The organism is Pontibacter sp. 13R65 (assembly GCF_047525655.1).
Taxonomy (GTDB): domain Bacteria; phylum Bacteroidota; class Bacteroidia; order Cytophagales; family Hymenobacteraceae; genus Pontibacter.
Map to the genome: position 1 here is coordinate 185,037 of NZ_JBLIQL010000003.1, position 26,349 is coordinate 211,385.

Consider the following 26,349-nt stretch of genomic DNA (forward strand, 5'->3'; position numbering starts at 1 on the left):
AAAAAAGCTATCGGAAGGCCATTTTCATTTGAATAATTTATCTGAACCAACAGAGAACTTACCGTTCAACCAAAATCAAACCCGTTATATAAAATCGTAAATTTGGCAAACTTCTACCTTTGACAGAGGATAAATTGGATTTTAAAATCGAAAATTGTAACCTGCCGCATGAGAGTTAGTTTAAAGTAGAAATGTCTATTTACAGAATGATTTTTATCATCCACCATCGGAACCGTCGGCTCTATCTTTGCATCAAAGTCTAATTGATATGACAAAAACAATATTTATCGCCACTGCTGAACCTTATAGCGGCAAGTCTATCGTGGCGCTGGGCCTGATACATGTCTTGTTAGGAAAAGCTCAGAAAATCGGTTATTTCAAGCCAATTATTAATTATGATCCTGAGCAGGAAAAGGATTCGCACATCGAGACTATCATCAGCCATTTCGGCCTGCCCGTTAGTTACCAAGATACCTATGCCTACACCCAGCAACAGGCGCAGCAGTTAATAGAAGCCGGCAACAGGGGCGAGATCATAGACACCATCATCAGCAAATTCAAAAAGCTGGAAGAAAACTACGATTTCACGGTAATAGAAGGCAGCGACTTTTTAGGAGAAGGCACGGCTTTTGAATTTGATGCCAACGTCACCATTGCTAAAAACCTGGGCGCTCCGGTTATAATTGTGGTGTCTGGCGAGGATAAGACCAATGAGCAGATCTTAACAGCTGTTAAAACCATAAAACGAAATTTCAGGGCACGCGAAGTGCAGGTGCTAGCCGTAGTTGCGAACAAGGTGAAGCCAGAGCAGGCATTTGAGGTGCAACGGCTATTGGAAAACTACCTGAGCCCTGATATTATTCTGGGCGTAATTCCGGAAAACAAGGACCTGAAAAGCCCTACCATGAAGGAAGTGCATGAGATATTGGGCGGCAAGCTGATGTTTGGTGCGCAGCAACTCTCTAACCAGGCGGACCACTTTATTATGGGTGCCATGCAGGTGCCAAACTTCCTGAACCACATTAAGGAAAACGTACTGATTGTAACGCCCGGCGACCGTGCCGACATTATTCTGAGCGCCTTGCAGGCAAATATATCGGTTAACTACCCGAAAGTGGCCGGAATTGTGCTTACAGGCAAGTTTGAACCAGACGAACCCATTGTACGCCTGATAGATGGTTTGCAGATGGTAGTGCCAATTATCTCTGTAAAATTCGGCTCTTTCCATACCGCCACTTTGGTGGGCAACATTAAATCGCGCATTACGCCCGACAACAATAAAAAGATTCAGCTGGCCATCAATACCTTTAAAAAGTATGTAAACCTGCAGGCGCTGGATGAGCGGCTCGTGACCTATAAGTCAGAAGGCATGACGCCACACATGTTCCAGTACCAGCTCGTGAAATGGGCTAAAAGCACAAAAAAACACATTGTACTGCCAGAAGGCAACGACGACCGCATTCTAAGAGCAGCCGCACGCCTTATTAACCAGGATATAGTGGACCTGACTATTTTAGGCGATGCCCTGGAGATAGCCGCTTCGGTAAAACGCTTAAGCCTTAACCTGGACCTGAAGAAGATCAACATTGTGGATCCGCTGAAATCGGAGCATTTTGAGGATTACGTGTACACCCTGCTGGAGCTCCGCAAAAGCAAAGGCCTGCAGTACCAGATGGCTTCCGACATGATGTCGGATGTGTCTTACTTCGGCACCATGATGGTATACAAAGGCCATGCAGATGGCATGGTATCGGGCGCAGTGCACACCACGCTGCACACCATCCGCCCTGCCCTGCAATTTATTAAAACGCAACCTGGCGTTTCAGTGGTCTCGTCCGTGTTCTTTATGTGTTTGCCGGATAGAGTGTCTGTTTTCGGCGACTGCGCCGTAAACCCCAATCCTACCGCAGAGCAACTCGCCGAAATAGCTATTTCTTCTGCTGATAGCAGCCAGCGCTTCGGCATTGAGCCACGGGTTGCCATGCTTTCTTATTCTTCCGGCACATCAGGCGAAGGCGCAGATGTAGACAAAGTACGCACGGCAACAGAGCTCGTAAAACTAAAACGTCCTGACCTGAAAGTAGAAGGACCAATACAGTACGACGCTGCAGTAGACCCTGTAACCGGCAAACAGAAACTACCGAATTCGGAGGTAGCAGGCCGCGCCAGCGTTCTTATTTTCCCTGACCTGAACACAGGTAACAACACCTACAAAGCCGTGCAGCGCGAAACTGGCGCATTAGCCATTGGCCCGATGCTACAGGGGTTGAACAAACCGGTAAATGACCTCAGCCGTGGTTGTACTGTAGAAGACATTTTCAATACAGTAGTTATTACTGCTATTCAAAGCCAGGAAAAACAACCTGCTGCGGCAGAAAAAGATACCTTACTTCTTACTCAGTAACACCACCTCGCACATGAACATATTTGTAGTTAACTCCGGTAGCAGCTCCATTAAATACCAACTCTTCAGAATGCCTTCTAACAAGCCTGTTTGCAGTGGTTTGGTGGAGCGGATCGGTTTGGAAAATTCTGTTATCACGCACAAAGTACATCTGGGCGACCAGGAAGAAGTAAAACAGCTAACACTCGACTTGCCTGACCATGAAGCAGGCCTGCACGAAGTGGTACAGCTGCTGACTGACAACCAAATTGGTGTTATCCAGGATCCTGCCGAAATTGAAGTAGTGGGGCACCGGGTAGTGCACGGAGGCGAAAGTTTTGCCGCGACCACCATCGTAACGGAAGAAGTAAAAGCCGAAATCAAAAAGCTATTCCCCCTGGCCCCACTCCACAACCCCTCTAACTACATGGGTATTGAGGTGGCGGAGCACATCTTTAAGAATGCGAAGCAGGTGGCGGTATTCGATACAGCTTTTCACCAGACTATGCCCGAAAAGGCATTTCGCTACGCCATTCCTAATTCCTATTATACCGACCTAGGCATCAGGGCATATGGCTTTCATGGCACCAGCCACAAGTATGTATCGGAGCAGGCCTTGGAGTATTTAGCGAAGCCAGAGGCCAAAATAATTACCATTCACTTGGGCAATGGCTGTAGCATGGCGGCAGTAGATGCAGGCAAGTCGGTCGATACTAGTATGGGATTTGGTCCGCTCAGTGGCCTGATTATGGGCACCCGCTCCGGCGACATAGATCCGTCCATTATATTCCACCTGGTTAACCAGCTTGGCTACGACCCGGACCAGGTGAATACACTGCTCAATAAACGCAGCGGCATGCAGGGCCTTACCGGCTTTTCAGATATGCGCGACATTACAAAGGCCATGGAAGAAGGCGACAAAAACGCAGCTCTGTCGTACAACCTTTACGCCTACCGCATTAAAAAATACATTGGTGCTTATGCAGCAGTTCTCAACGGGCTCGATGCTATTGTGTTCACGGCAGGAGTAGGCGAAAACGATGCGCTAGTAAGAGACCGCGTGTGCCAGCAAATGGAGTACCTGGGTATCCGATTCGATGCTGAAAAGAACAAGATACGCGCTAAAGGCATTCGGGAAATAAACAAAGAAGAATCACCAGTAAAGGTACTGGTAATTCCGACCAACGAAGAGCAGGAAATTGCCCGCCAGTGCTACCAGTTATTACAGGGCCAGGCTGCTTCTGTAGCTGAAAATGCGAACAGCAACACTATAGGTTAAACGAGCACTAAATATTTAATATCAAGTCGCCATTCCTACTGCAGGAGTGGCGGCTTTTTGTTTTCTGATTGCCCACCTTCTCCTCCTGCTTTTTTTTAAAAAGTGAATGCTCAGAATACTCTACACCCTATGAGCAAAAAGCTTAATACTACCTCTGAAAGGGCTTTTTCATTAGAAAAATTGCTTATCTGCACATCCCGTCTCAGCTATTTCATCGCGCCACAGACTTTCTCACGATAAAATACCTAAATATCTACTACTAGTAACCTACATCATCTTTTACCAAGCTGCCACTTCGGACATTTTAATTGTTAAAAAGACCTCGCTACAGCGGTAAAATCAAAAACTCAAACAACTTATAAACGATAACTTAATGCTAGTCTTATAAAATACAGAAACTTTTGGCTGGGTTTTATTGCCGTAATTCTCGGCTCCTTCGCCGTACTCGGGTACATATGCCCAAATCATAAGTGATACTTCGCACCACAGCTATTCAGTAAAATTCTATGTTACCTGCCCAACTACTTACCGCTGTTGGCGATGTAGCTGAGGCTCGTAGCACACATTCCAGTTCTTGGGTTGAGCGCGTAACGTGAGTTATTGGTAAAAACATGCTCGCATGTACTTACACCAGAAACTAATACCATGCTTCTATTTTTGAATCAGCTCTTACCGCTCTGTCACATTGGAAGAGTATTGTAGACGAAATCCAGAAATATTGGCTACCTGTAGTGTTTGTTCTAAGTTTTCATAGCTGCTTTCCTGTTTTTATTGCCTTGTTACCCATTGCCATCAGGATATAATATAGTTTGATCTATCCAGAAATTGCTGCACAAAAACGGCAGTTGCTGCTCCAGATCAGGTTGTCTGAAGCAGCAACTGCCGTAAAACGAAAACAGCTACAAATACCGTCTGAATTATTCTAATGATTTCACCCTTCCAGAGGTATTTAGATCAGAAAGTGCTCACGGGTATCAAAGGTTCAGCGCAGAATTTAGTGTTGTAAACTTTAATCCACCCGGAATGGCTGCTCTGCAGGAACCACCACCTGGCTTTTGTTTTTCATGCAGTTTAGGCACGAGCCGGAGCAGGGTTTCTTTTTGATTTGCCTGAACGTAAGGATCGGATAGCGGGTATGGTAGGCCATGGTTTTGGTGTAATTGCTGCTGAACAAGCGCTTGAGCAGGTAGTTATCTTGGGTCGCCAGAATAAGCATATCAGCAGCCACCATTTCAGCGAAATCGCTGATACCCTCCAGCACGTCCTCTTCCTCCAGGAGCATAAAATTCACATCCTGGCTGTGCAGCAACTTTTCTGTTTCCTGCATGGCCGCTTTGTAGCTGCACAGGTGTTGCCGCTCTGCTTTGCTGTAAACTTGCACCAGGGTAAGATTTGCCCCTACCTGCTCCGAAAAGGTAGCTATTTGTTTCAGCACCTTCTCCTGCCGGTCGGTAAAATTGGTAGCAAACACCAGGTTCTCGAGCTTCTGGAACCGGGCGGTGCAAGGCACTACCAACACCGGGCACGGTACCATCTCCATAATGGCAGCCGCATGGCTTGGATCCGCCTGCTCCTCTTCCTGGTGCAGTGGGCAAGTCTCCATCAGAATCAGGTCGATGTTATAATCCTGGACCACCGTGGTAACACAATCGCTCAGGTTACCCGGCCGTACCACACACTCGAATAATACAGGGCTGATCAAATGCTTTAACTGAGACAAAATGCGCTCTCCGAAGGTGCGTAAGGCCTGAATTGACCAGCTTTTTTGTGTAAAAGTAAGCTCTTTGATAGATTTTGTCTGGAGCAGAAGCAGCTCTGCGCCCATGGTAGCAGCTAGTTGCCCAGCGTAAAGCAGCAGTTCTTCGCCCGCCTTGCTATCCTGCACCGGCACTAGCACCCGCTTTATAGTTTTTGATTTGCACATAGCTTTAGTAATGAAGTATAGGTTACTTAAATCGAACGGTTAAAAGAGATGCAGCCCCAGAAGGCCTGATCCGTCCTATCTACTATTTCCCGCTTGCCAAAAGCAGTAAGTAAGATTAATGGTTAGTGGCAACAGGTTTGGTGCAGCAGCTCATCTCTGTTTTGTGCTCGGCTGTTTTTACCACCTCCGGGCTTAGATATGGAATGCCTAGCCCCAGGCCTCGCACAATAAACAGCACCGCCAGGCACATGCCCACATAAGGCACCACTCTGTTAAAAGTACTGCGCAACTTCAGGCTGATGAGCTTGCCAGACAACGATACCAGGAACATAAGCGGAAAAGTGCCTAAACCAAACAGCACCATGTACAGCATGGCACCGCCTACACCAGGAGCGCTTATAGCCCCGGCTAAAGCAATGTACACAAAGCCGCAAGGAAGCAACCCGTTCAGCGAACCTACCATAAACAAAGCGCCAAGCGAGTTTTTCTGAAAAAAATACCCAAGCTTTCTGCGCACCCAAGTCATCAGTTTATCGGTGCCCAGCATACTGGCCGATTTTCCTTTAACTGACTTGGGCAGTACCAGTAAGAGCAGAATAAGAACTCCGGATGTTATAGAAATAGTTTGTTGCAGTCCTGCCATTTGCAGCGACTGCCCAAAAGCACCTGCCAGTGCTCCTAATAGTGCGTAAGTTACAATTCTGCCACCATTGTACAGGAGCCGGCCTGCGTAATAACGCCAGCCGGAACTCCCGACAAATGGTAGAGCCATTGCTATCGGGCCGCACATCCCAACACAATGGAAACTGCCTAATAATCCAAATAAGAATCCGGCCCAGATCATGGCTATTTCAGTTGGATGGTTTCTTCTGTATAATATGTTTTAGTGCCTTCGCTAAAGTTTACGCGCACTTTCCATAAGCCTTTCTCCAGGTTCTTCGTTTCGATTAACTGGCTCATGTCGCGGCCTGGCTGCAGGGGTAGCTCCTGGTCCAGCTTATCGTCGGATGGTCTGAAAAGCGTAATTTTGCCTTGAACCTGCTTTCCCTTCAGCGTTTCGGGCAACTGTAAAAGCACCGATTCAGCTTCTTCGCTATAGCTTAAGGTTACATCGCCAATGGCGGCTGTTCTGCCTACTTTATCGATGTGCTCCTGGTAAGCGATCTCCTGCTCGTAATAGTTTTTGCTCACCAAATCCACATCCTGATTCATGGCCTTGTACACAAAAGAGGCTATGTAGCCCATAAAAAGCACCATGCACACTACAATGGCATATGGCCATAAGGTAAAATTCTTATTTGTCTGGTTATTTGAAGTTGTCATGACTTTTTGAGTTGAGGTTTGTTGGTAGAGTTGGCAAAGTCTTATTTTGCCGGAGCCAGAAACTTGGTATCCTGTGTTGTAATGAGTTCGTTGTCGTAATACACCCCGATTTCTATTTTGGAGTTCATGCCCTGCAACTGATTTTTCGGTATTTCAGCAAAAAATACACCTTCCGCTATTCCCTGTGCTGGCAGCACCAGTTCACTTCCTATTACCTGTATGGTTCCATTGCCTGAAAGCAGCTTTAGCGTGAGCGGCATTTCATGGTTTGTCTTGTTGATGACAGAAATGTTGTACAGATTTTTTATGGTACCCTGCTCAGTTTTTTGATACAGTTGACCAGGCGTACGCAGAATTGTTGCCTGGGCATCGTCGCGCACCACGAGTAAGGTAGTTAAGGCAGAAAGCAGTACCACGAGTATGGCCGTGTACCCCAGCACACGTGGCGTAAACAAAGTCCATTTCCTTCCTTCTGCAATGGCTTCTTCCGAGTCGTAGCGAATCAGGCCTTCAGGCTTCTCAATCATGCGTATAATGTCGTTGCAGGCATCTATGCAGGCGGTACAATTAATACATTCCAATTGCTGCGCCCCATTGCGGATATCAATACCTGTCGGGCACACCTGCACGCATTGGTTGCAGTCTATGCAGTCGCCTTGGGTGCGGACATGGCCTTTGCGGAGTTTGGCGCGCGGTTCGCCGCGGCCATAATCATAGGCTACTACCAGGCTTTTCTTGTCGAGCATAACGCCCTGCAAGCGACCGTAAGGGCAAACAATGGTACAAACCTGCTCCCGGAAGTAGGCAAAAACCCAATAAAACACGCCTGTAAAGGCCATCAACGTACCAAAGCCAACCAGATCGTGCTGCGGGCCCTCCAGCACTATCTTTTTCAGTTCATCTATCCCAATTACAAAGGCTAGAAAGGTATTGGCTATCACAAGGGATATGAGCAGGAATATGGCTGTTTTAACAGTCTTTTTCAGCACCTTCTCCCCATTCCAGGGCATTTTATTCAGCGCTTTCTGTTTGGTGTAGTTTCCTTCAATTGCATACTCAATGCGGCGGAACACCATCTCCAGAAAAATGGTTTGCGGACAGATCCAGCCACAAAACAGCCGGCCATACACCACCGTGAACAAAATAATAAATACCACCATGGCCAGAAAAGCCAATACCAGAATAAAGAAATCCTGAGGCCAGAACAGCACTCCCAAAATCACGAACTTACGCTCCACCACGTTCAGCATCAGGAGCGGGAGGCCATTTAACTTAATAAGCGGACCAGCAAACAGAAGCGTAAGCAAAGCATAGCTCACCCATTTGCGATAGTTGTATAATTTGCCTTTCGGCTTTTTCGGATACACCCAAACCCGTTTTCCGTCTGCATCTACAGTAGAGATGTGATCCCGGAACTCGTCGGGTGCTGTTTGAATTTTACCTGCCATGGCAGTTTTAATTTGTGCGGATATTAGTCCTGCCTGTTAATAATTATAATGCTCAAAATTAGGAGGAAGGCTGCTCCAGAAGAATGACGAATGTCACCATTTAAACTAATCCTAATCCTGATTTTAAAAATGTCGATACTAAAAAACCTTACCCGGTGCTATTTCGGCTCCAGATAAGGTTTTTTAATTTAGACGAGTACTAGCTTAATTTGCCCTTGGCCTAAAACAGCCTCTAACGCCTCTAGAAGGCTGATTTTATTAGAATAATTTGCTGATAGGCGTAAAATATTTATTAGCTTCCCGGGAGGTCCTAAACAGCTGCTCCTAAAGGTGGTACTACATTTTCTCTCCTTGTGGTTCTATGGGGTTGGATGGGTTTGAGCCCTGCAGCGAGAGAATATAGCTGCTTACTTCCAATATCTGATCTTTGGTCAGCTTGCCTTGCCATGGTACCATGCCTTTGCTTGGCACCCCATATTTCACGGTTTTAAAGATATCATTTACATCGCCTCCATGCAGCCAGTACTCGTCAGTAAGGTTCGGGCCAACTGTACCCTGCCCTTCTGGTCCGTGGCAGGCGGCGCAGTTCTGCGAGTAAATGGTTTTACCAGCCTCCAGTGCCACCTGATCGGTCAGCACCATATAATCGGTTACAGCATTCGGATCATCTACATTTAAAGATGCAAACAAAGCTGCTTGTTCCATCTCCATATCGTATTCCTGGGCTTGTAGTGCGCCAGTTTTAAACACGTGGAAGTGCAGCATATAGCCCACTGCAAACACAATGGTAACATAGAACATGGTTTTCCACCAGGGTGGCAGGTCGTTGTCGTATTCCTGTATGCCATCAAAGTCATGGTTGCTGTGGATTATGTCCTTTGCTTTACCCGTCATCAAAGCCAAATCGCCTCGGAATAGGAAGATCAGGCGGCCAGCCCACGATTCTCTGAAGTCTTCGTCGTACAACGCATCTCCCATCATCGGCACCAGTAAGCGGGCCAGCATGTAAATCAGCGCCACGATCAAAAAGAGGACAAACCCAGTAATCCCAATGATAAAGAATACCAGTGGTGGCAGGTCCATAAATGCAACTTCTGTTTTGGAGGCTGTTGGTTGGGCTCCAGGAGCAACAGGTGCCGCAGGTGCTTCTGCCACAACAGCGGCCGGAGCCTCACTGGCCTCTTTTATGTAAGCAATAACGTTGGTAATGTCCTCTTCCGACAGCGAGCCACTAAAAGCAGGCATCGGCACTTTGTTGAACTTTTCATACACAGCTACGGCATCGGCATCGCCTGCTTTTACGAGCTCCTGCGAATTGCTGATGAACTTTACCAGCCAGTCATCGCCACGACGCTTGTGCACATCTTTCAAGGCAGGTCCAATCACATCGGCATCTAAGCTGTGACAGGCGGCACAGTTGCCTTCAAAAATTTTCTTTCCGGCCACGGCGTCCTGCGCTTCTGCCGGATTCCCTGTCAGCAGCAGTCCCGCCACCAGGGCCAGCCTGCTTCGCTTCAAAAATTCGGTTACTCTGTTCATTGCTTATTGCCTCCTACCGTTGCGTCAGAGTCATCTTCGGGTGCGCAGGCAAAATTGCTCATTTGCTGCACATAAGTCTTGTCCATTAGGGTTACATAAAGCAATAAACCCAGGAAGAACACAAAGAAGATCGTAAACGAGATGAGTGGATATATTTCAATGCCATCTATGGCTTGCAAAACGTTCTTGTACATTTTCTTTAGATTTAGCGATACTCGTATCACGTATTATGTATCACGATTTAAAATCCTTCGGGAATTCGTGCTACCTGCTACGTAATACTTGTATCGATTAATTACTCTTCAGTTTTCACTTTAATATCAGCACCCAGGCGTTGCAGGTAGGCAATGAGGGCTACGATCTCGGTTTCTGGCCTAACTTCTAGGCCTTCCTTTGCCAGATCGGCTGTTACCTTTTCGGCCTGCTTCATCAGTTCCTCGTTGGCATTAGCGATGTACTCATCCTCGTAAGGCACACCTAGCTTCTTCAGCACAGTCAGTTTATCTTGTGTTGTGCTCAGGTCTACATTCTGCTCAAATAACCAAGGGTAAGCTGGCATAATAGAGCCCGGCGACATAGACGTTGGATCGAGCATGTGGTGGTAGTGCCAGGAGTTCGGGTACTTTCCTCCCACACGGTGCAAATCCGGACCGGTACGCTTAGACCCCCACAAGAAGTTGTGGTCGTATACAAACTCACCTGCTTTGGAATACTCGCCATAGCGCTCTGTTTCGGAGCGGAACGGCCTTACCATTTGAGTGTGGCAGTTAACGCAACCTTCTTTAATGTACAAGTCACGTCCTTGTAGTTCCAGCGAAGTATAAGGCTTTACGCTGGCAATAGTCGGCACATTCCATTTGATAACGAAGGCAGGAATAAATTCTACCAGACCACCAATCAGAATGGCAACAGTGGCAAAAATGGCCATTTGAGTCGGCCGCTTTTCTATCCAGCTGTGCCAGTGGCCAGCGTTGTGGCTTTCCTCTTTTACACGGGCTGGCGCAACGGCTACCTCATCGGCCACCAGGGCACCAGACTTGGCAGTTTTATACAGGTTGTATACCATCAGGAACACACCGCTCAGGTAAAGCACACCGCCAATACCACGCAGGTAATACATCGGTACAATTTGCAACACGGTTTCCAGGAAGTTAGAATATTGAAGTGTACCTTCTGCTGTAAATTGTTTCCACATAAGGCCTTGGGTAAAACCAGCCCAGTACATTGGAATGCCATAGAATAAAATACCCAACGTACCTAACCAGAAGTGTGTGTTAGCCAGTTTATTGGAGAATAGCTTTGTATTGTACAAACGTGGAAATAACCAGTACAGTAAGGCAAATGTCAGGAAACCGTTCCAGCCAAGCGCTCCTACGTGCACGTGTGCTACAATCCAGTCGGTAAAGTGGGCAATGGCGTTTACGTTTTTCAGCGACAGCATCGGGCCCTCGAATGTAGCCATACCGTAAGCCGTAATTGCTACCACCATAAACTTCAGTACCGGCTCTACCCGCACCTTATCCCAGGCTCCGCGCAATGTCAGTAAGCCATTGATCATACCGCCCCAGCTTGGCGCAATCAGCATAATAGAGAACACCACACCCAGCGACTGTGCCCAGTCTGGCAATGAAGTGTACAGCAAGTGGTGCGGCCCGGCCCAGATATAAATAAAAATCAGCGACCAGAAGTGGATAATAGAGAGGCGGTAAGAATAAACTGGACGATTAGCAGCTTTGGGCAGGAAGTAGTACATCAGGCCCAGAAATGGCGTAGTCAGGAAGAATGCTACCGCGTTGTGGCCATACCACCACTGCACCAGTGCATCCTGCACACCAGCATAACCAGAGTAGCTCTTAAAGAAGTTGACCGGCATTTCGTAAGAGTTCACGATGTGCAGCACAGCTACTGTTAAGAAGGTGGCAATGTAGAACCAGATAGCTACGTACATGTGGCGCTCCCGGCGCCTGGCCAGCGTACCGAACATGTTCCAGCCAAACACTACCCAGATCAGCGTAATGGCAATATCTATTGGCCACTCCAGCTCTGCATATTCTTTAGAAGTAGTGACACCTAAAGGAAGCGTGATAACGGCTGCCACAATAATCAGCTGCCAGCCCCAGAAGTTGATCTTGCTGAGCAGGTCGCTGTACATACGGGTTTTGCAGAGGCGCTGCAGCGAGTAGTACACACCCATAAAAATGGCGTTACCCACAAACGCGAAAATAACAGCATTGGTGTGCAATGGTCTTACACGGCCAAAGGTGGTATACTGAGTGCCCATGTTCATGTCTGGGTTGGCCAGCTGAAACGCGATGATGACCCCGATCAGCATACCGGCAATACCCCAAAAAACAGTGGCTATACCAAAGTCGCGTACAATTTTGTTATCGTAAAAAAACGTATCATGTTTTCCGGGTTCTTGTTTCTTCGGTGGCGAAATACTCCTCGGGTCCTGTTCCAAAGCTTTTGCTACATTAGTTGACATGTGCGGTGCCCTCCATTTGATTGATTGATTTATGTGTTGATTTGTTGTTCATTGGCTTGTTTGCGCTTGCTGTTGTCATGGCAAAATTGAGAAAGAACCCGCTCCTAAAAGATGACCAAGGTCAATTTCCGGGCTGATTGAAATCAGCTGCTGCAGGAGCTGCCGCCTTAACTTTTTGGTTTGTCGGTAGCAGGTCTGTGGCTGGCACCCACTTCGTTCTCGAAGAGCATGCGTACAGCGGGTGTGTAATCGTCGTCGTACTGCCCAGAGCGAACAGCCCACAAAAAAGCTCCTAAAAAGCCGGCAGCCACTGCCACACTTATTCCGATTAATAAAAAGATGATGAACATGGCTTCTTTAGTTAACAGTTAAGAGTTATGAGTTAAAATTTAAAAACTACTGCTTTCCTGGTAGCTCCTGACTGGCTTGCATTGTTTATAACCCGGCGCGTTTGGCGGCGATTTTCACGGAGAGGGTGGCGAATATGATCACGCTCAGCGAACTGATCGGCATGATGATGGCAGAGGCGATAGGAGTGAAAAGGCCCTGTACAGCCAGTGTTAAACCAATAACGTTGTACACCAGCGACACTGCGAACGTGGCCAGAATGATGTTCATCGTCTTCCTGGAAAAGGCTAAAAACTTGCTCAGTTTATGAAAAGCAGTGGCATCTAAGATGGCATCGCAGGAAGGCGAGAAGTTGGTAATGCTGTTGGTAAGGGCAATGCCTGCATCGCTTTGTTTTAGCGCACCGGCATCGTTTAGGCCGTCTCCTACCATCAACACCCGGTGTTGCTCATCTTTTAGCTGCTGAATGTACTCTAGCTTCTGCATAGGCGACTGGTTAAAGTTCAAGGAGGCTTTCTCTCCCAGCAGCCCTCGCAGGCGCACCAGTTCGTGATCGTTGTCGCCGGATAGCACCGAGATATTTTTATCCTCCAGCCCCTGGAGAATGTCAGCCAGGCCATCGCGGTACACGTTAAAAAAGGTATAATAACCGAGCAAAACGCCATCTACTGATACATACACGGCTGTTTGCATGGTATCCTGCCCTTTTAAAGTATTTACACCCAAGTAAGCCGCTGAACCCACGCGCACCAGCTTCCCGTCTACTTCACCAACCAGTCCTTTACCGGCAAACTCCTGAAAACTCTGTACAGTAGAGGTTTCGCCAGCCATACTCTGAAATATGCGTTGGCTGAGCGGGTGGGTGGAGTGGCTGAGAATGGATTTTACATATCGTTGCTGCTTCTGATCCAGATCTTTGCCATTGTAGGTAACTTCTGCTGCACTAGGCTCTGTGAGCGTACCGGTTTTGTCGAAAACAACGGTATCTATTTTAGCCAGTGTTTCTACTACAGCAGTGTTGCGCAGGTAAAATTTATTTTTGCCGAAAACCCGGAGCGTGTGCCCATGCACAAAAGGCGTAGCCAGCGATAAGGCACAAGGGCAGGCAATAATCAGAACCGATATAAATGCATTCATGGCCATGGTGAGGTCGCGTGGCACCCAGTACGTGAGGGTACCCGCTGCCACTATCAGAATACCTATAATAAACCACTTACCGGCTGCGTTGGCGTAGGTACCTACACTCTGGGCCTGCTCCTGCTTAGAGAAAACACTGTCGTTCCAGAGCTGTGTCAGGTAGCCTTGCGACACCTCCTTTACCACCTCCAGCTCCACGCTCTCTCCCACCTGGCGGCCACCGGCATAAATAATTTCGCCTGTCACTTTCTCCACCGGCTCCGACTCCCCGGACACAAAACTATAATCGATCATGGCGGTGCCTCGTAGCAGAATGGCATCGGCCGGTATTAGCTCCTGGTTACGGATGCGAATGCGGCGCCCCACTTTCAGGTTGCGAACCGGGATATACTCTTCCTCCTGATCGTCTTTCAGCACGGTGATTGACACTGGGAAATAAGAAGTATAATCTCTGTCGAAGGAAAGGGTATCGTAGGTCTTCTGCTGAAAATACTTGCCAATAAGCATAAAGAATACCAGGCCAGTAAAGGAGTCGAGGTAGCCAGGTCCTGAACCTGTTAAAACCTGGTACACGCTTACAAAGAACAGCGCCAGCAAACCTGTGGCAATAGGCAGGTCGATGTTGACCATGCGCTGTTTAATGCCTTCTATGGCCGAGGTAAAAAAGCCACGGGCACTATACAACCAAGTGGGAATAGACAGTAGTAAGCTCAGGTAACCGAAGAAGGAGCCAAAGCTGCGTTGCAGGCTGTTGGTTACGGCTAGGTAGTCTGGGAAGGCCAGCAGCATAACGTTACCGAAGCAAAAACCGGCAATACCTAATCTGTAGATAATGGTACGGCTGTACCTGGTCGTTTTTTTTCCGTCGGTGTCGGCCAGGGTAATGGCGGGTTCGTAACCGATGCGGGCAAGCAACTGCACGACCTCCCGCAACGTTGTTTGTTGGTTATAGTAGGTAAGTGAAAGCTCTTTCCGTATGAAATTCACAGTAGACTCCGATATGCCCGGGTTGAGCTTAAAGAGGTTCTCCAGCAACCAGATGCAGGAACTGCAGTGCATTTGCGGAACGTAGAAGGTTAATTTGCTGATAGTGTCGCTGCGGAAGTTCACCAGCTGCGCCTCTACCCCGGCATCGTCGAGGTAAGCGAAACGTGATTCGGCAAGTGGTTGCTTACCTGATATACCCGGGCTTTGCTCCAGGTTGTAATAGGTACAGAGGTTGTTCTCTTCGAGGAGTTGGTATACAGTTTTGCAACCATCGCAGCAGAACGTTTTGTCGTGCGCTACAATCGGTTCATCGTTGCAGGAGTCCCCGCAATGGTAGCAAGTCTGAATATTGGTTTGGAGTGCGGCTTCCATCTCAATTTTCTTTTAGTTATAACACAAAAGTACCTACATACCTCGGCTGGCAGAAGAATGGAAGTCAGTCAACAAAGTGATACAAATCACTTTGTTAAAACACAGGCCGCAAGACTTTCTGTTCGAATCTGGATTTCTAGGATTATGTCCTTCAGGTAAATATCAGTTCAGCACCTTGCAGCTATTCTCATACCGGTTGTGTGGAAGCAAAAGGGATATCACTACTTCCACAGCCACATTCCTGTCATCCTGAAAGGATCTTGTGGGCGAGAGGCAAGAGCAGTGGGCTGTTTAGGTTAAGTTCGCAAGTTGCCTGTTCCACTGTGACATCGGAGTGAAGCTGTTGTATAGCTGGCTTTCTTGTTCTTTTTGTCTTGATACAAAAAGAACAAGAAAAATCAAGACCCGCCGAATCGAGGGGCCCTACCCCACTCGCTGAACGCTCGAACAGTGCCGGCTCATTTCGTGCACCTGGATGGGGTAGTTCGCTTCGTTGCCTCCTGCCGCAATGCCTTGCTTGACATTCTATTTCAATGGAATTCTTCTAATAAAAATGGCCTTTCAGAGCCACTTTAGCTTAAAACAGCCTTGGGTATGCCTTGGCTTTTTAACAGAATAAAGAGCAAAAAACTGACCAATGTCATTTTTTACACTGCCACACCTCATCGTGCACCAGATCTTACCGTTCTAATTTTGCCTCATAATAACACTATTCAGCGATGAGTTCTAAAGGTAAAACAGGCGTATTGATTGTAAAACAAGGCACACCCGATAGCCCTTCGGTGCAAGATGTGAGAAAATATCTGCGTGAATTCTTGATGGATGAGCGAGTAATCGATATTCCTTACCTGAAAAGATGGATGCTGGTGAACCTGATTATTGCACCGACCAGGGCTCCCAAATCTGCTAAAATTTACAGGCAGCTCTGGCAACCCGAGGGCTCGCCATTAAAAACATATGGCTACCAGGTAAAAAAACTGCTGCAAGATGCACTAGGCGATGCTTTTGAAGTGGAGCTGGCTATGCGCTACCAAAGTCCTTCAATAGAAACAGCGCTGGCGAAATTTAAGGAGAGAAAAATATCCAACATATTAGTTTTGCCGCTTTACCTGCAGTATGCTTCCGCCACCACTGGTTCAGTTTTTCAGAAGGTAATGGAGGTGGTAAAAATCTGGGACCAAATACCTGAAATCAAATTTATCACTAACTTTTTATCGCAGCCTTTGTTTACAGAAGCATTTGCTGCACTGGGCAAAAAGTATATGGCAACCGCATCTTATGAACACTTCCTGTTTACCTACCACGGCCTTCCGGAGCGACAATTGCATAAAGAAGATGGCTTAGGGAATTGCGACCATGCCAACTGTGCTACCGAATACCACCATGCTAATCAATTCTGTTACCGGGCCCAGTGCTACGAAACCAGTAGGCTCCTGGCCGAAAAACTAGGAATTGCTCCAGACAACTACACCGTCTCCTTCCAATCGCGGCTTGGCAATGAGCCTTGGATACAACCCTATACCGAAGATGTGATAAAAGACCTGACGGCAAAAGGCATTAAAAAGGTACTGGTGTTTGCGCCTTCGTTTGTAGCCGATTGCCTGGAAACCACCATGGAGGTAGGACATGAATACAAGGAGCTTTTTGAAGAACACGGCGGCACGGACTGGCAACTGGTAGAGAGCCTGAACGACTCTCCGCTCTGGATAGAATGCCTTCGGGAAGTAATTGCGAACGAAATAGTAACACCAGCCAAATTAAAAGCCGTTGCCTAAGCATAAGACTAAATGTGCCTAAAAAGCCTCCATGAGGCCCTTTTTATTAGAAGAATTTAGGTGTTATTTATTAATTACCAATAGCTCGGCGGAGGAGGCAGCATATTCCTTCAGCCTATAATTCTTAACTAAGCACTTCTGATTCTTTAGGTGGCATCAGGCCGAGCAAATCAAAAATATCTGCTTCGAGGTTAGCTTGTACCTGCAGGTTCAGCGACACTTTTTCTTGGAGCAAAGCAATATCCTGCACGGCCACCTGGTTTACTGACCCGAGCAGCTTCAAGCCTTTTAGCTTCAGTCCCTCGGCCAGCAAACCATTCACTTTGTTGAGCTGTCCCCCTATTATATCCTGAAGACTGACTCTGGTTCTTTGGATAATCTGGTTGTAGGCCACCTTGTTTACCAATACCTCAAGCGCCTTGTTGTAAAAGCTACTCGAGGTTTTCGACTCCATGTTAAATTGCTGTACAAACACCTGTTGCCTCTCGTTATCGTAACCTACTGTTGCCAATACATAAAGGTCAACTCGATCGCGCTTCAGGAGAGTCCGGAGTATTTTCAGCTGTACATGCAGGATAATAGTACCTTCTCTACCGCTACTTCCCGCAATGCCAACATCCAGGATTTGGGCATAAGGATTAGCTTCTTTACCAGGCTCCGGCTTCGGAATAACTTCGCCTGTAAATTGCTGTTTCAGTACATTTTCGAGGGCTCCATAGGTAACGGCAATTGGGAGGTTTATGCTGATTGAGTTTTCCATAGATAAACTTAACAAGTGTGCTAACAAGGCCAAACAGGCTGCTGTTGGTCTGTTCCGAGAAGAAGTATGCGAGCCCAAAGGTAGACAAAAAAAGCCTCAAACTTTGTTTGAGGCTTCAAAAGCATACTTCCTGACACAGCAACAGCAGGAACAATAACCTATAAATCAACAAGATATATAGGCACAAAAAAAATCAGCCACTATCCGCTTTCCAAGCAACGCAAAATGTACTCAATGCCTGGATCAAAACTATCTTGTACCTCTCCATTAATTAAATTTCAACGGCAATACTCAGCACTAGCTTCTGGAAATAGCCCAGCCAGCGCCTATGGTAATGACATCTTCTATAGCTCCGCAAGCAGCATTGGGTAAATTAGTATATTGGCCAAGTGCTTTACGGCCATAGAAGCTGGCATATGTAGCTGCTACAGCCGCTGCCGCCCCCACCATGGCTCCTAGTAATGGCTTTTGCTTTTGTGTAGCAAATACCGTAGCCCCTACCAGCGCCCCGGAAGCTGCGCGCATCAGCAACGATGGTACTCTTATTCGGTCACCGGCTTGTGGTAGTTTATCGCCAGCCAGTTCTGAGGCGGCAAATACCTTAAAACCCGTAGCCACCCAATCATTTTGCAAATATCGCAACGGACTGTTGGCAAGCAGACTTGCAGGCTTGTTGTGTACCTGATGGCTAATAAGTGCCGGAGCAGACATAGCACGCATGCCTGCAATAGCCCCCATTCCTACAGCTCGCAAAATCGTATTTCTTTCAGATCGTTTCATAATAAGACTTTCTGGTATATACGGGAGAGTTCAGGTTAAGAAACTATAAAAAGAAAAAGTGAACGATTGAAAAGCTTTTATTTTTTGACTTTGATAGACGAGCTGGATTGATAGCCATAGTAAAAACAAAAAGCCTGTCTACGTTGTGTAAACAGGCTTTTTATGTTTTACTCGTTTTGAGTGGTGTGATCCCGCTGGGATTCGAACCCAGGACCCATACATTAAAAGTGTATTGCTCTACCAGCTGAGCTACAGAATCGGTACTTTATGTTTCCCTGAAAGGGAGTGCAAAGGTAATATTTAATTTTTACTATCAAAAACTTTTTTCACTTTTTTAAATTCCTGCTGAATATGTGAAAGTGAAAAAGCAGAAGAAGAAAAAAGCCTTCTCCTTAAGAAAAGGCTTTCGCTCACATCGTGTGATCCCGCTGGGATTCGAACCCAGGACCCATACATTAAAAGTGTATTGCTCTACCAGCTGAGCTACAGAATCTTTTTACTAATTTGCATTTTCATTGGGCGTCTCCCTGAATTGCGATGCAAAATTAACAGCAATCTGAATAAATGCAAAGTCTTTGGTTCAAAATATCCTTAATTTTAACTCTTTTTTTGGGCATTGGCAGCGAAGCTGCTTATTGTCAGGCAGATAAAAATGCTTTAAACCTGGCAGATTCTCTCTTTCAGAAGCAGGAATACACCGATGCTCTCACTATTTACAAGCAGATACTGGATCAGGAGCAGCATTACTCTCCGCAGATGCTCCTGAAAATGGCTTACATCAAAGAGGGGTTGCGCGATTATACCAGCGCCATGTATTACCTGCATCTGTTCTACGTCAAGCAGCCCAGCCGCTCCGTTCTTAAAAAAATGGAAGAACTGGCACAAGCCCACCGCCTGACGGGCTACGAATACAGCGATCTGCAATTTTTTAAGACCCAATTTAGTAAACACTACATGCGCATACTCGAACTGATGCTTATTGCAGCAGTCGTAATCGTTACAATTATGTTTTTGAGTTGGCGCAAAGGCCGCAGGTTCAGCAATACCTTTAAAATTGGCTTTACCATTTACCTGTTGTTTATCCTCTATTATGTGAACTTCCTGAATTTAGGAGATGCCGGCATCATCAAAAACAACCATGTAGCCATTATGTCGGCACCATCGGCGGGTTCCTCCTGGCTGGCTACTGCCTCACAGGGCCACAAAGTACCTATTCGGGGGGAGCAGGACATCTGGTATGAGATTCGTTGGAAAGGAGAAGTGGCATACATCCGGAAAGCGAATATACTGGAGCTGCCTTAAGGCTGGGCTAAATTAGAAATTGCTGTTACGCAGAACGTATGTTACTCTATTGGAGGCTTATCTTGTTGAGGAAAATGTACAAGTCAATTCTCTGTATTATTCGCTAGTGCGAGCTTGTAGCTCGTATTTTCATACCAACAATTTTTAATGGGCAGGATCAGGTTGTTCAGGGTTCATGCGCTGGATTATAGAGCATGATATAAGTTACAAGCTACAAGCTCGCACCGGCGGCGGAATATCCTGGAGTTTCCGTAGTACTACACCAAATTAAAAATTATTTTTTTTGTATACGGCTCTAATTTTAGCAGCATCTAGCAAATGGAAAAGCGGCAGCCAGGAAGACTTTCAATGCTTTCTGGCTGCCGCTTTTTAACTTCATTGTATCTATTTCTTCTTCAGAGGGGAGTCCTTCTCTTTCGCCATCACATTATACACCAGCTTATCGGCAAGGCTTGGAAACAGCTTATTTACCCAAACGGCCATTTTGCCCTGCATGGTCATTACCAGGTCGCGCTTGCGCTGCTGCGTAGCCTTTAGAATGCGTTCGGCTACTTCTTCGGCACTCATCATTTTTTCTTCTTCGCGGGGTGTCTCGCCCTGCTGCTGCCCGTTAGCCGCCAGTGCTGAATTACGAATGTTGGAGGCCGTAAACCCTGGGCAGGCAATCAGCACATGCACCCCTGTATGCAGCAGCTCCGTGCGCAGTGTCTCAAGGAAACCATGCATGGCAAATTTAGAGGCAGAATAACCTGTGCGGGCAGGCAACCCACGATAACCGGCTATGGAGGAAATACCTATGATAGAACCTTTAGCTGCCTGAATGTAAGGTAAAGCGAACTTAGTAGAGTACACGGTGCCCCAGAAATTAATATCCATCACTTTACGGATCACGTCGAGATCCAGGTCCTGGAACAGCGCCCGCATGGAGATGCCAGCATTGTTGATGAGTATATCCAGCTTTCCGAATTTTGCCACTGTCTCGGCCACCATGCGCTCACACTCCTGCTCCACCGCAACGTCAGCTTTTATGGCAATCGTTTCGATACCAGCCGCCTGCAGCTCCTGTGCCGTTTCCTGCAGGCGCTTCTCATCTCTTCCCGAAAAGGCTACCTTCGCTCCTGCCCTGCCAAAGGCAAAGGCACAGGCCTTGCCAATACCAGAAGTGCCACCTGTTATAAGTACTACTTTGTCTTTCATTCCAATCAAAATTTAACAGCAGTTAAAACCGCTCCTGCAAAGTTATTATTTATGCTGAAAGGAACAGTGAAAGCATTGTTCTTCCTTGCATTCTTCCGCCCACGTTCATCAGTTGGCCCTTGGTGGTTCCTCACCCTCAGAAATAAGTTAGATAAAATTCGGCCTTCCAAAGCTGCCGCTGCTCCTACTGCTGCTCCAATCATTTCCAAATCAACACATTTTCAAATTTTCAAATCTTAAACACTCCTCCCGATTTTTCCTTAATTTTGCAGCATCGTGAGAAAACAGAATAAAAAACAGAAGTTCGAGCTCATCGAACAGATTCGGATAGAGGAGATGGTGGCCGAGGGTAAATGCCTGGCGCGCCACAACAACATGGTTATTTTTGTAGGCGGCGTGGCTCCCGGCGATGTAGTGGATGTGCAGGTCACTAAAAAGAAAAAGAGCTTTATGGAGGGCCGAGCCGTGCGTTTCCATAGCTACTCCGACCTGCGCGTGGAGCCTTTCTGCGAGCACTTTGGCGTGTGCGGCGGCTGCAAATGGCAACACCTCAGCTATGACACACAATTACACTACAAACAGAAGCAGGTGCAGGATAACCTGGAGCGTATTGGCAAAGTGGCACTCCCTGCTTTCGACCCGATCCTGGGCAATGACCAAGACAGGTACTACCGCAACAAGTTGGAGTTTACCTTCTCCTGGAATGGTTGGCTCACCAACGAGCAAATTAACTCCGGCCAAGAGTTCGAGCGCCGTGCGCTTGGCTTCCACATACCTGGCCGCTTCGATAAAATTTTAAACATCGAGCACTGCTACCTGCAACCCGACCCTTCTAACGCGATCAGGCTGGCGGTGCGCGACTACGCCCTAAATCTGGACCTGCCTTTTTACGATGCCGTGAAGCAGGAAGGATTCTGGCGCAATCTGGTTATTCGCACAGCTAACACAGGCGAGCTCATGGTGCTGCTGCTCGTAAAATGGGATGAACCGGAAGTGATAACCGGCGTGTTGGATATGCTGCACGAGCGCTTCCCGGAGATAACTTCACTGCAGTATGTTGTAAATCCAAAACTGAACGATACTTACCACGACCAGGAGGTGATCTGTTACAAGGGCTCCCCTTACATTCATGAGGAGATGGAAGGCATCCGCTTCCGGGTAGGTCCCAAATCTTTTTACCAGACGAACTCTGAGCAGGCGTACGAGCTATACAAAATAACGCGTGAATTTGCAGGACTTACTGGAAACGAATTGGTGTACGATCTTTATACCGGTGCTGGCACCATTGCCAACTTTGTGGCCCGCCAAAGCCGTGAAGTAATCGGGATCGAGTATGTGCCAAGCGCCATAGAAGATGCCAAGATAAACTCTGGCATCAATAACATTACCAACACCACCTTTTACGCCGGCGATATGAAAGATATTTTGTCGGATGATCTGATTGCCCGCCATGGCCGGCCCGACGTGGTGATTACAGACCCGCCGCGTGCCGGCATGCACCCCGATGTGGTGGAAAAACTGCAACAGCTGCACGCCGACCGGATTGTATACGTAAGCTGCAACCCGGCCACACAAGCCCGTGACATCGAATTGCTTTCCGACAAATACGACGTTCTTCGCGTACAACCCGTAGACATGTTCCCACAAACACACCACGTAGAGAATATTGTGCTGCTGAAATCGAAACCTGTAAATAGTTGAGAGCTAAAAGTTAAGAGTTTAGAGTTGGGATTAGGAGTAGCAACATCGTCATCTTTAAAAGAATCATGTGAGCGGGAAGCGCGTACAAAGGGTGGAGTGAACATCTTTTAATCCTTTCGCACAGTAACTCCTCATTTTAGCGGCCCCTGTAGCATCTACTAGAGTTAAAAGTCTAGCATCTAAAATCTATTATCGAGAATCTTACCAATGGAAAACGATCCGGAATTAAATGGAAAATACCTCGGCACCATCTCCAAAGATTTTGTAGTGGTGGCCGAAACGCTGCGCGAAGCCTCTTACCAGGTTCGCAAGCGCCAGATATCGAAGTACCCGATTTTTGTATTTAGTCGCACCCAGGTGCCAGTTGGTTCTCTGTTCCTGGCAAAAGAGGAACTGGCGCTGGAATGGGATATTTCGGCCTCTTACCTCGAAGATTTTGTACAACGCAAACTGGTGGCAGAAGATAAAACAGAAGAATTTATAGCCGCTTACAAAGATCCGGATGAGTTCTGCTGCCTCTTTGTAGTAGATCAGGATTTTACCAACTTTGTATTTATTCCTTTCCCTGAAGATTAAAGTCTGCCTGAGAATGCCTTTGGTGAGCCCCGCTACCCTATGGCTCGCCAGAGGCAAAAATCCTCTGGAAGGCTGTTTCTATTAGAATAATTGATATTAGCTCCGTATTTTACAGCAAAAGCGCTCTTACTTCTCCTGCATTTTGCCAAACCAGCCAAAACCAATAACCTTTTAGCCACAACACTTTCCGAAGAAGAACCCACACCCACCACCAAAAAAACCTCAAAAAAATTTCCGACTTTTGAGGTGTGATGCCAACTTCAGACTCTTTCTCCAACCTGCCCGATTTACCTGTTAAAGAAGCACTGCCACGGCTGCTCGAAACGTTAGAAACGAACACGAGAGCTGTTCTGGAAGCACCTCCTGGTGCCGGGAAAACCACACTGGTGCCGCTGGCTCTTTTAGAAGCAGGTTGGCGAACCGATGGAAAAATACTGGTGCTGGAACCTCGCCGACTCGCAGCCAGAGCTGCCGCGCAACGCATGTCGGACCTGCTGCAGGAAACTGTAGGGCAAACAGTAGGCTATTGGGTGCGCATGGAACGGGCCGTTTCTAAGAAAACAAGAATCGAAGTGGTAACCGAAGGCATCCTGACAAGGCTGCTACAGGAAGACCCGGCTCTGGAAGGCATTGCTGCCATTATTTTTGATGAGTTTCATGAGCGCAGCCTCCACGCCGACCTCGGGCTGGCGCTTGCCCTTGATGCACAGGCCGTACTGCGCCCCGACCTGCGTCTGCTCGTTATGAGCGCTACTCTCGATGCAGCCACTGTTGGTGCCTGGCTCCAGGCGCCGGTGGTAAGGAGCGAAGGCCGCCAATACCCTGTAGAAACGCATTACCTCTCGCCTGCCGAGGTAGCCGCAGCCGGTACCCGCCCCGCGCAACGGCTGGCATCGCTGGTACCCAAAACTATTCGACAGGCACTGGCACAGGAGGCTGAAGGAGATGTACTGGTCTTTTTGCCAGGAATGGCCGAAATGCGACGATTAGCGGAACATCTGGAAGACAAGCTACCTCCTGCTACCGACCTGCACCTGCTGCACGGCGACCTGAGCCTGGCTAAACAATTGGCGGCTATACAACCGGCTCCGGCAGGCAAGCGAAAAGTTGTGCTGGCCACCAGCATTGCAGAAACCAGCTTAACCATAGAAGGTGTTAAAATTGTGATCGACGGCGGATTTGCGCGTGTTCCGAAATTTGTTCCCCGCACCAGCCTGACCACACTGGCCACCTTACCAGTGTCGCAGGCGGCAGCCGATCAGCGACGTGGCCGGGCAGGTCGTTTAGGTCCGGGCATCTGCTACCGCCTCTGGACGTTGGCCGATCAGCAACAACTACCGCCCCGCCAGGACCCCGAAATCTACGAGGCCGACCTCAGCAGCCTTGCCCTGGAACTGGCCTTATGGGGAGTAAAAAATGTAGCTGACCTCCAATGGCTCGACATGCCTCCTGCTGCTGCCCTTGCCCTGGCCCAAGACCTGCTGCTTCGCCTGGAAGCGCTCGACCGCTCCGGCAAACCTACAGCCCACGGAAAGGCACTAGCATCTCTTGGACTGCATCCGCGGCTGGGCCACCTCGTTATGCGCGGGCATGAGCTTGGCTACGGCCCCACAGCCTGTAACCTGGCAGCCCTCTTAGCAGAGCGCGATGTGCTAAAACCAATTGAGGCTATGCTTGGCCATACCTTACCAGACCTGCACCTTCGCCTGGAGCTACTACAAGGCAAACGACCTCACACTCCCGGCTTTTCTGTTGATGAGAACACACTACGGCGGGTCCGCGAACAGGCACGTAACCTGCGCCAGCGCATGCGTGTGCCAGATAGCACCTCGCAACCAGAGGCAGTAGGTTTACTCACAGCCCTGGCCTACCCCGACCGGCTGGCCCAGCGCGAATCGTCGGGGCGCGTAAGGCTTATTACCGGTCAGCGGGCAGCCTTACCCACAGAACTTTTTAGCGAAGAGCCATTTTACGGCGTAGCACACCTCGACCTGCACAAACAGCCGCGGGTTATGCTGGCGGCTCCGGTCTCTAAGAGCGATATTCTCAAACATTTTACTAAGCAACTGGAGCAATTGCAGGAAGTGCGCTGGGATGCCGCTACAGAGCGGGTTGTAGTCAGGCAAATTACAAGACTAGGTGCTTTGCTTCTCGAGGAAACTAACCTCACTAAACCCGATCCGGAATTAGTAGCAAACGCTCTCCTGCAGGCGCTCCTCGAAAAAGGTATAGATCGGTTGCCCTGGTCAGATACAGCCTTACGCACCCGGCAACGCCTCGCGTTTCTGCATCAACTGGCCCCGGAGCAGTGGCCTGATGTGTCGGAGGAGGAACTTGCAGCCACGGTGGAGGAATGGCTACTGCCGCACCTGCAGGGCCTAAGATCGCTGGAGCAGGTGGCGCGTCTGGATTTTAATGAGCTGCTGCTAACCAGCCTAACCTGGGAACAGCGTCAGGAAATGGAACGCCTCGCGCCTTCACATCTTGAAGTTCCCAGCGGTTCGCGCATCGCCTTAGATTATTCTGAAGTTACCACCCCTGTGCTGGCAGTACGCCTGCAAGAAGTATTCGGACTGCTCGATACACCCAGAGTTGGAGGCGGTAAAGTGCCTTTGCTCCTTCACCTGCTCTCCCCTGCCTCCCGCCCTGTGCAGGTTACCCGCGACCTCCGCAGCTTCTGGACAAGTGGTTACTTCGAAGTGCGCAAAGATCTGCGCGGCCGCTACCCCAAACACCACTGGCCTGACGATCCGCTTTCTGCCACACCCATCCGTGGAACAAAGAAAAGACCAAACCCTCCAATTTAGTTAAGAGTTAAGGGTTAAAAGTTTAGAGTTATGAGTTAAAATTTGTGCTCTCGATGAGAGCAGCCTAATATCTAGACCCATGATTTGATTAGAGTAATTTAAGTTGTGGGGTAGCAGATTCTTGTAAAGTATTGCGGTAGGGGGCTACTAGGCGAATACCTATAGCCAAGTGCATGATTTGACGATTTTTTGTTTGAGCGTTCAGCGAGTTCAAAATCGTCTTGAT

20 protein-coding genes and 2 tRNA genes are annotated in these 26,349 nt (G+C 48.0%); 8 read left to right on the plus strand and 14 right to left on the minus strand.

What is annotated here, in order from left to right; genetic code table 11:
• The first annotated feature begins 268 nt into the window (after nt 1-268).
• Together pta and ACMA1I_RS05235 are read left to right on the plus strand one after the other, a co-directional pair.
• Nucleotides 269-2,404 (plus strand): phosphate acetyltransferase, encoded by a 2,136-nt coding sequence (gene pta / locus ACMA1I_RS05230; protein WP_337067238.1) that lies wholly within the window; start codon nt 269-271, stop codon nt 2,402-2,404.
• Nucleotides 2,405-2,417: 13 nt separating this feature from the next.
• Nucleotides 2,418-3,662 carry an acetate kinase gene (locus ACMA1I_RS05235; protein ID WP_337067239.1) on the plus strand — a complete coding sequence of 415 codons (1,245 nt, stop codon included), beginning with the start codon at nt 2,418-2,420 and terminating at the stop codon, nt 3,660-3,662.
• A 1,009-nt stretch (nt 3,663-4,671) separates the two neighbouring features.
• Here the strand turns inward: ACMA1I_RS05235 and ACMA1I_RS05240 are convergent.
• The 9 genes from ACMA1I_RS05240 to ACMA1I_RS05280 all read right to left on the minus strand — a co-directional run bounded on the left by ACMA1I_RS05240 (nt 4,672) and on the right by ACMA1I_RS05280 (nt 15,225).
• Entirely contained in the window at nt 4,672-5,586 is a 915-nt protein-coding gene (locus tag ACMA1I_RS05240) for a universal stress protein (RefSeq protein WP_337067240.1), read from the minus strand.
• Nucleotides 5,587-5,701: 115 nt separating this feature from the next.
• Nucleotides 5,702-6,430, minus strand: a complete 729-nt coding sequence (locus ACMA1I_RS05245; protein ID WP_337067241.1) for a sulfite exporter TauE/SafE family protein — start codon at nt 6,428-6,430, stop codon at nt 5,702-5,704.
• 2 nt (nt 6,431-6,432) lie between these two features.
• Nucleotides 6,433-6,909, minus strand: coding sequence for a FixH family protein (locus tag ACMA1I_RS05250; RefSeq protein WP_337067242.1), 477 nt, complete (start codon nt 6,907-6,909; stop codon nt 6,433-6,435).
• A gap of 41 nt (nt 6,910-6,950) precedes the next feature.
• Complete coding sequence (gene ccoG / locus ACMA1I_RS05255; protein ID WP_337067243.1) at nt 6,951-8,357, minus strand: cytochrome c oxidase accessory protein CcoG; 1,407 nt, start codon at nt 8,355-8,357, stop codon at nt 6,951-6,953.
• Between the two features lie 336 nt (nt 8,358-8,693).
• Nucleotides 8,694-9,896, minus strand: a complete 1,203-nt coding sequence (locus ACMA1I_RS05260; protein ID WP_337067244.1) for a c-type cytochrome — start codon at nt 9,894-9,896, stop codon at nt 8,694-8,696.
• Nucleotides 9,893-10,090, minus strand: a complete 198-nt coding sequence (locus ACMA1I_RS05265; RefSeq protein WP_337067245.1) for a hypothetical protein — start codon at nt 10,088-10,090, stop codon at nt 9,893-9,895. Before ACMA1I_RS05265 ends, ACMA1I_RS05260 begins: the two co-directional genes overlap by 4 nt.
• A gap of 101 nt (nt 10,091-10,191) precedes the next feature.
• The gene (gene ccoN, locus ACMA1I_RS05270) at nt 10,192-12,381 is read right to left on the minus strand and encodes a cytochrome-c oxidase, cbb3-type subunit I (protein ID WP_337067246.1); all 2,190 of its coding nucleotides are present in this window, start codon (nt 12,379-12,381) and stop codon (nt 10,192-10,194) included.
• Nucleotides 12,382-12,548: 167 nt separating this feature from the next.
• Nucleotides 12,549-12,731 (minus strand): cbb3-type cytochrome oxidase assembly protein CcoS, encoded by a 183-nt coding sequence (gene ccoS, locus ACMA1I_RS05275; RefSeq protein WP_337067247.1) that lies wholly within the window; start codon nt 12,729-12,731, stop codon nt 12,549-12,551.
• Nucleotides 12,732-12,816: 85 nt separating this feature from the next.
• Nucleotides 12,817-15,225: a heavy metal translocating P-type ATPase gene (locus ACMA1I_RS05280; RefSeq protein ID WP_337067248.1), complete on the minus strand. Its 2,409-nt coding sequence runs from the start codon at nt 15,223-15,225 to the stop codon at nt 12,817-12,819.
• A gap of 719 nt (nt 15,226-15,944) precedes the next feature.
• Here ACMA1I_RS05280 and hemH point away from each other — a divergent pair.
• Nucleotides 15,945-17,000 carry a ferrochelatase gene (gene hemH / locus ACMA1I_RS05285; RefSeq protein WP_337067249.1) on the plus strand — a complete coding sequence of 352 codons (1,056 nt, stop codon included), beginning with the start codon at nt 15,945-15,947 and terminating at the stop codon, nt 16,998-17,000.
• A gap of 124 nt (nt 17,001-17,124) precedes the next feature.
• On the opposite strand, the gene ACMA1I_RS05290 is transcribed toward hemH, so the two are convergent.
• From ACMA1I_RS05290 to ACMA1I_RS05305, 4 genes are all read right to left on the minus strand, one after another.
• Complete coding sequence (locus ACMA1I_RS05290; protein ID WP_337067250.1) at nt 17,125-17,838, minus strand: DUF4403 family protein; 714 nt, start codon at nt 17,836-17,838, stop codon at nt 17,125-17,127.
• Between the two features lie 219 nt (nt 17,839-18,057).
• A complete protein-coding gene (locus tag ACMA1I_RS05295; protein ID WP_337067251.1) occupies nt 18,058-18,540 on the minus strand; it encodes a DUF4126 family protein in 483 nt (160 codons plus the stop codon).
• 186 nt (nt 18,541-18,726) lie between these two features.
• Nucleotides 18,727-18,799 (minus strand) — tRNA-Lys (locus ACMA1I_RS05300).
• 161 nt (nt 18,800-18,960) lie between these two features.
• Nucleotides 18,961-19,033, minus strand: a tRNA-Lys gene (locus ACMA1I_RS05305).
• A gap of 71 nt (nt 19,034-19,104) precedes the next feature.
• On the opposite strand from ACMA1I_RS05305, the gene ACMA1I_RS05310 reads away from it, so the two are divergent.
• Entirely contained in the window at nt 19,105-19,842 is a 738-nt protein-coding gene (locus ACMA1I_RS05310; RefSeq protein ID WP_337067252.1) for an SH3 domain-containing protein, read from the plus strand.
• 384 nt (nt 19,843-20,226) lie between these two features.
• Here the strand turns inward: ACMA1I_RS05310 and ACMA1I_RS05315 are convergent, their stop codons facing one another.
• Nucleotides 20,227-21,039 carry an SDR family oxidoreductase gene (locus ACMA1I_RS05315; protein ID WP_337067253.1) on the minus strand — a complete coding sequence of 271 codons (813 nt, stop codon included), beginning with the start codon at nt 21,037-21,039 and terminating at the stop codon, nt 20,227-20,229.
• Between the two features lie 51 nt (nt 21,040-21,090).
• On the opposite strand from ACMA1I_RS05315, the gene ACMA1I_RS05320 reads away from it, so the two are divergent.
• The 4 genes from ACMA1I_RS05320 (at nt 21,091) to hrpB (ending at nt 26,123) form a co-directional block, all read left to right on the plus strand.
• The gene (locus ACMA1I_RS05320) at nt 21,091-21,279 is read left to right on the plus strand and encodes a hypothetical protein (protein ID WP_337067254.1); all 189 of its coding nucleotides are present in this window, start codon (nt 21,091-21,093) and stop codon (nt 21,277-21,279) included.
• 36 nt (nt 21,280-21,315) lie between these two features.
• The gene (gene rlmD / locus ACMA1I_RS05325; protein ID WP_337067255.1) at nt 21,316-22,740 is read left to right on the plus strand and encodes a 23S rRNA (uracil(1939)-C(5))-methyltransferase RlmD; all 1,425 of its coding nucleotides are present in this window, start codon (nt 21,316-21,318) and stop codon (nt 22,738-22,740) included.
• Between the two features lie 207 nt (nt 22,741-22,947).
• Nucleotides 22,948-23,316 (plus strand): hypothetical protein, encoded by a 369-nt coding sequence (locus tag ACMA1I_RS05330; RefSeq protein WP_337067256.1) that lies wholly within the window; start codon nt 22,948-22,950, stop codon nt 23,314-23,316.
• Between the two features lie 251 nt (nt 23,317-23,567).
• Nucleotides 23,568-26,123: an ATP-dependent helicase HrpB gene (gene hrpB / locus ACMA1I_RS05335; RefSeq protein WP_337067411.1), complete on the plus strand. Its 2,556-nt coding sequence runs from the start codon at nt 23,568-23,570 to the stop codon at nt 26,121-26,123.
• Nucleotides 26,124-26,349 lie beyond the last annotated feature (226 nt).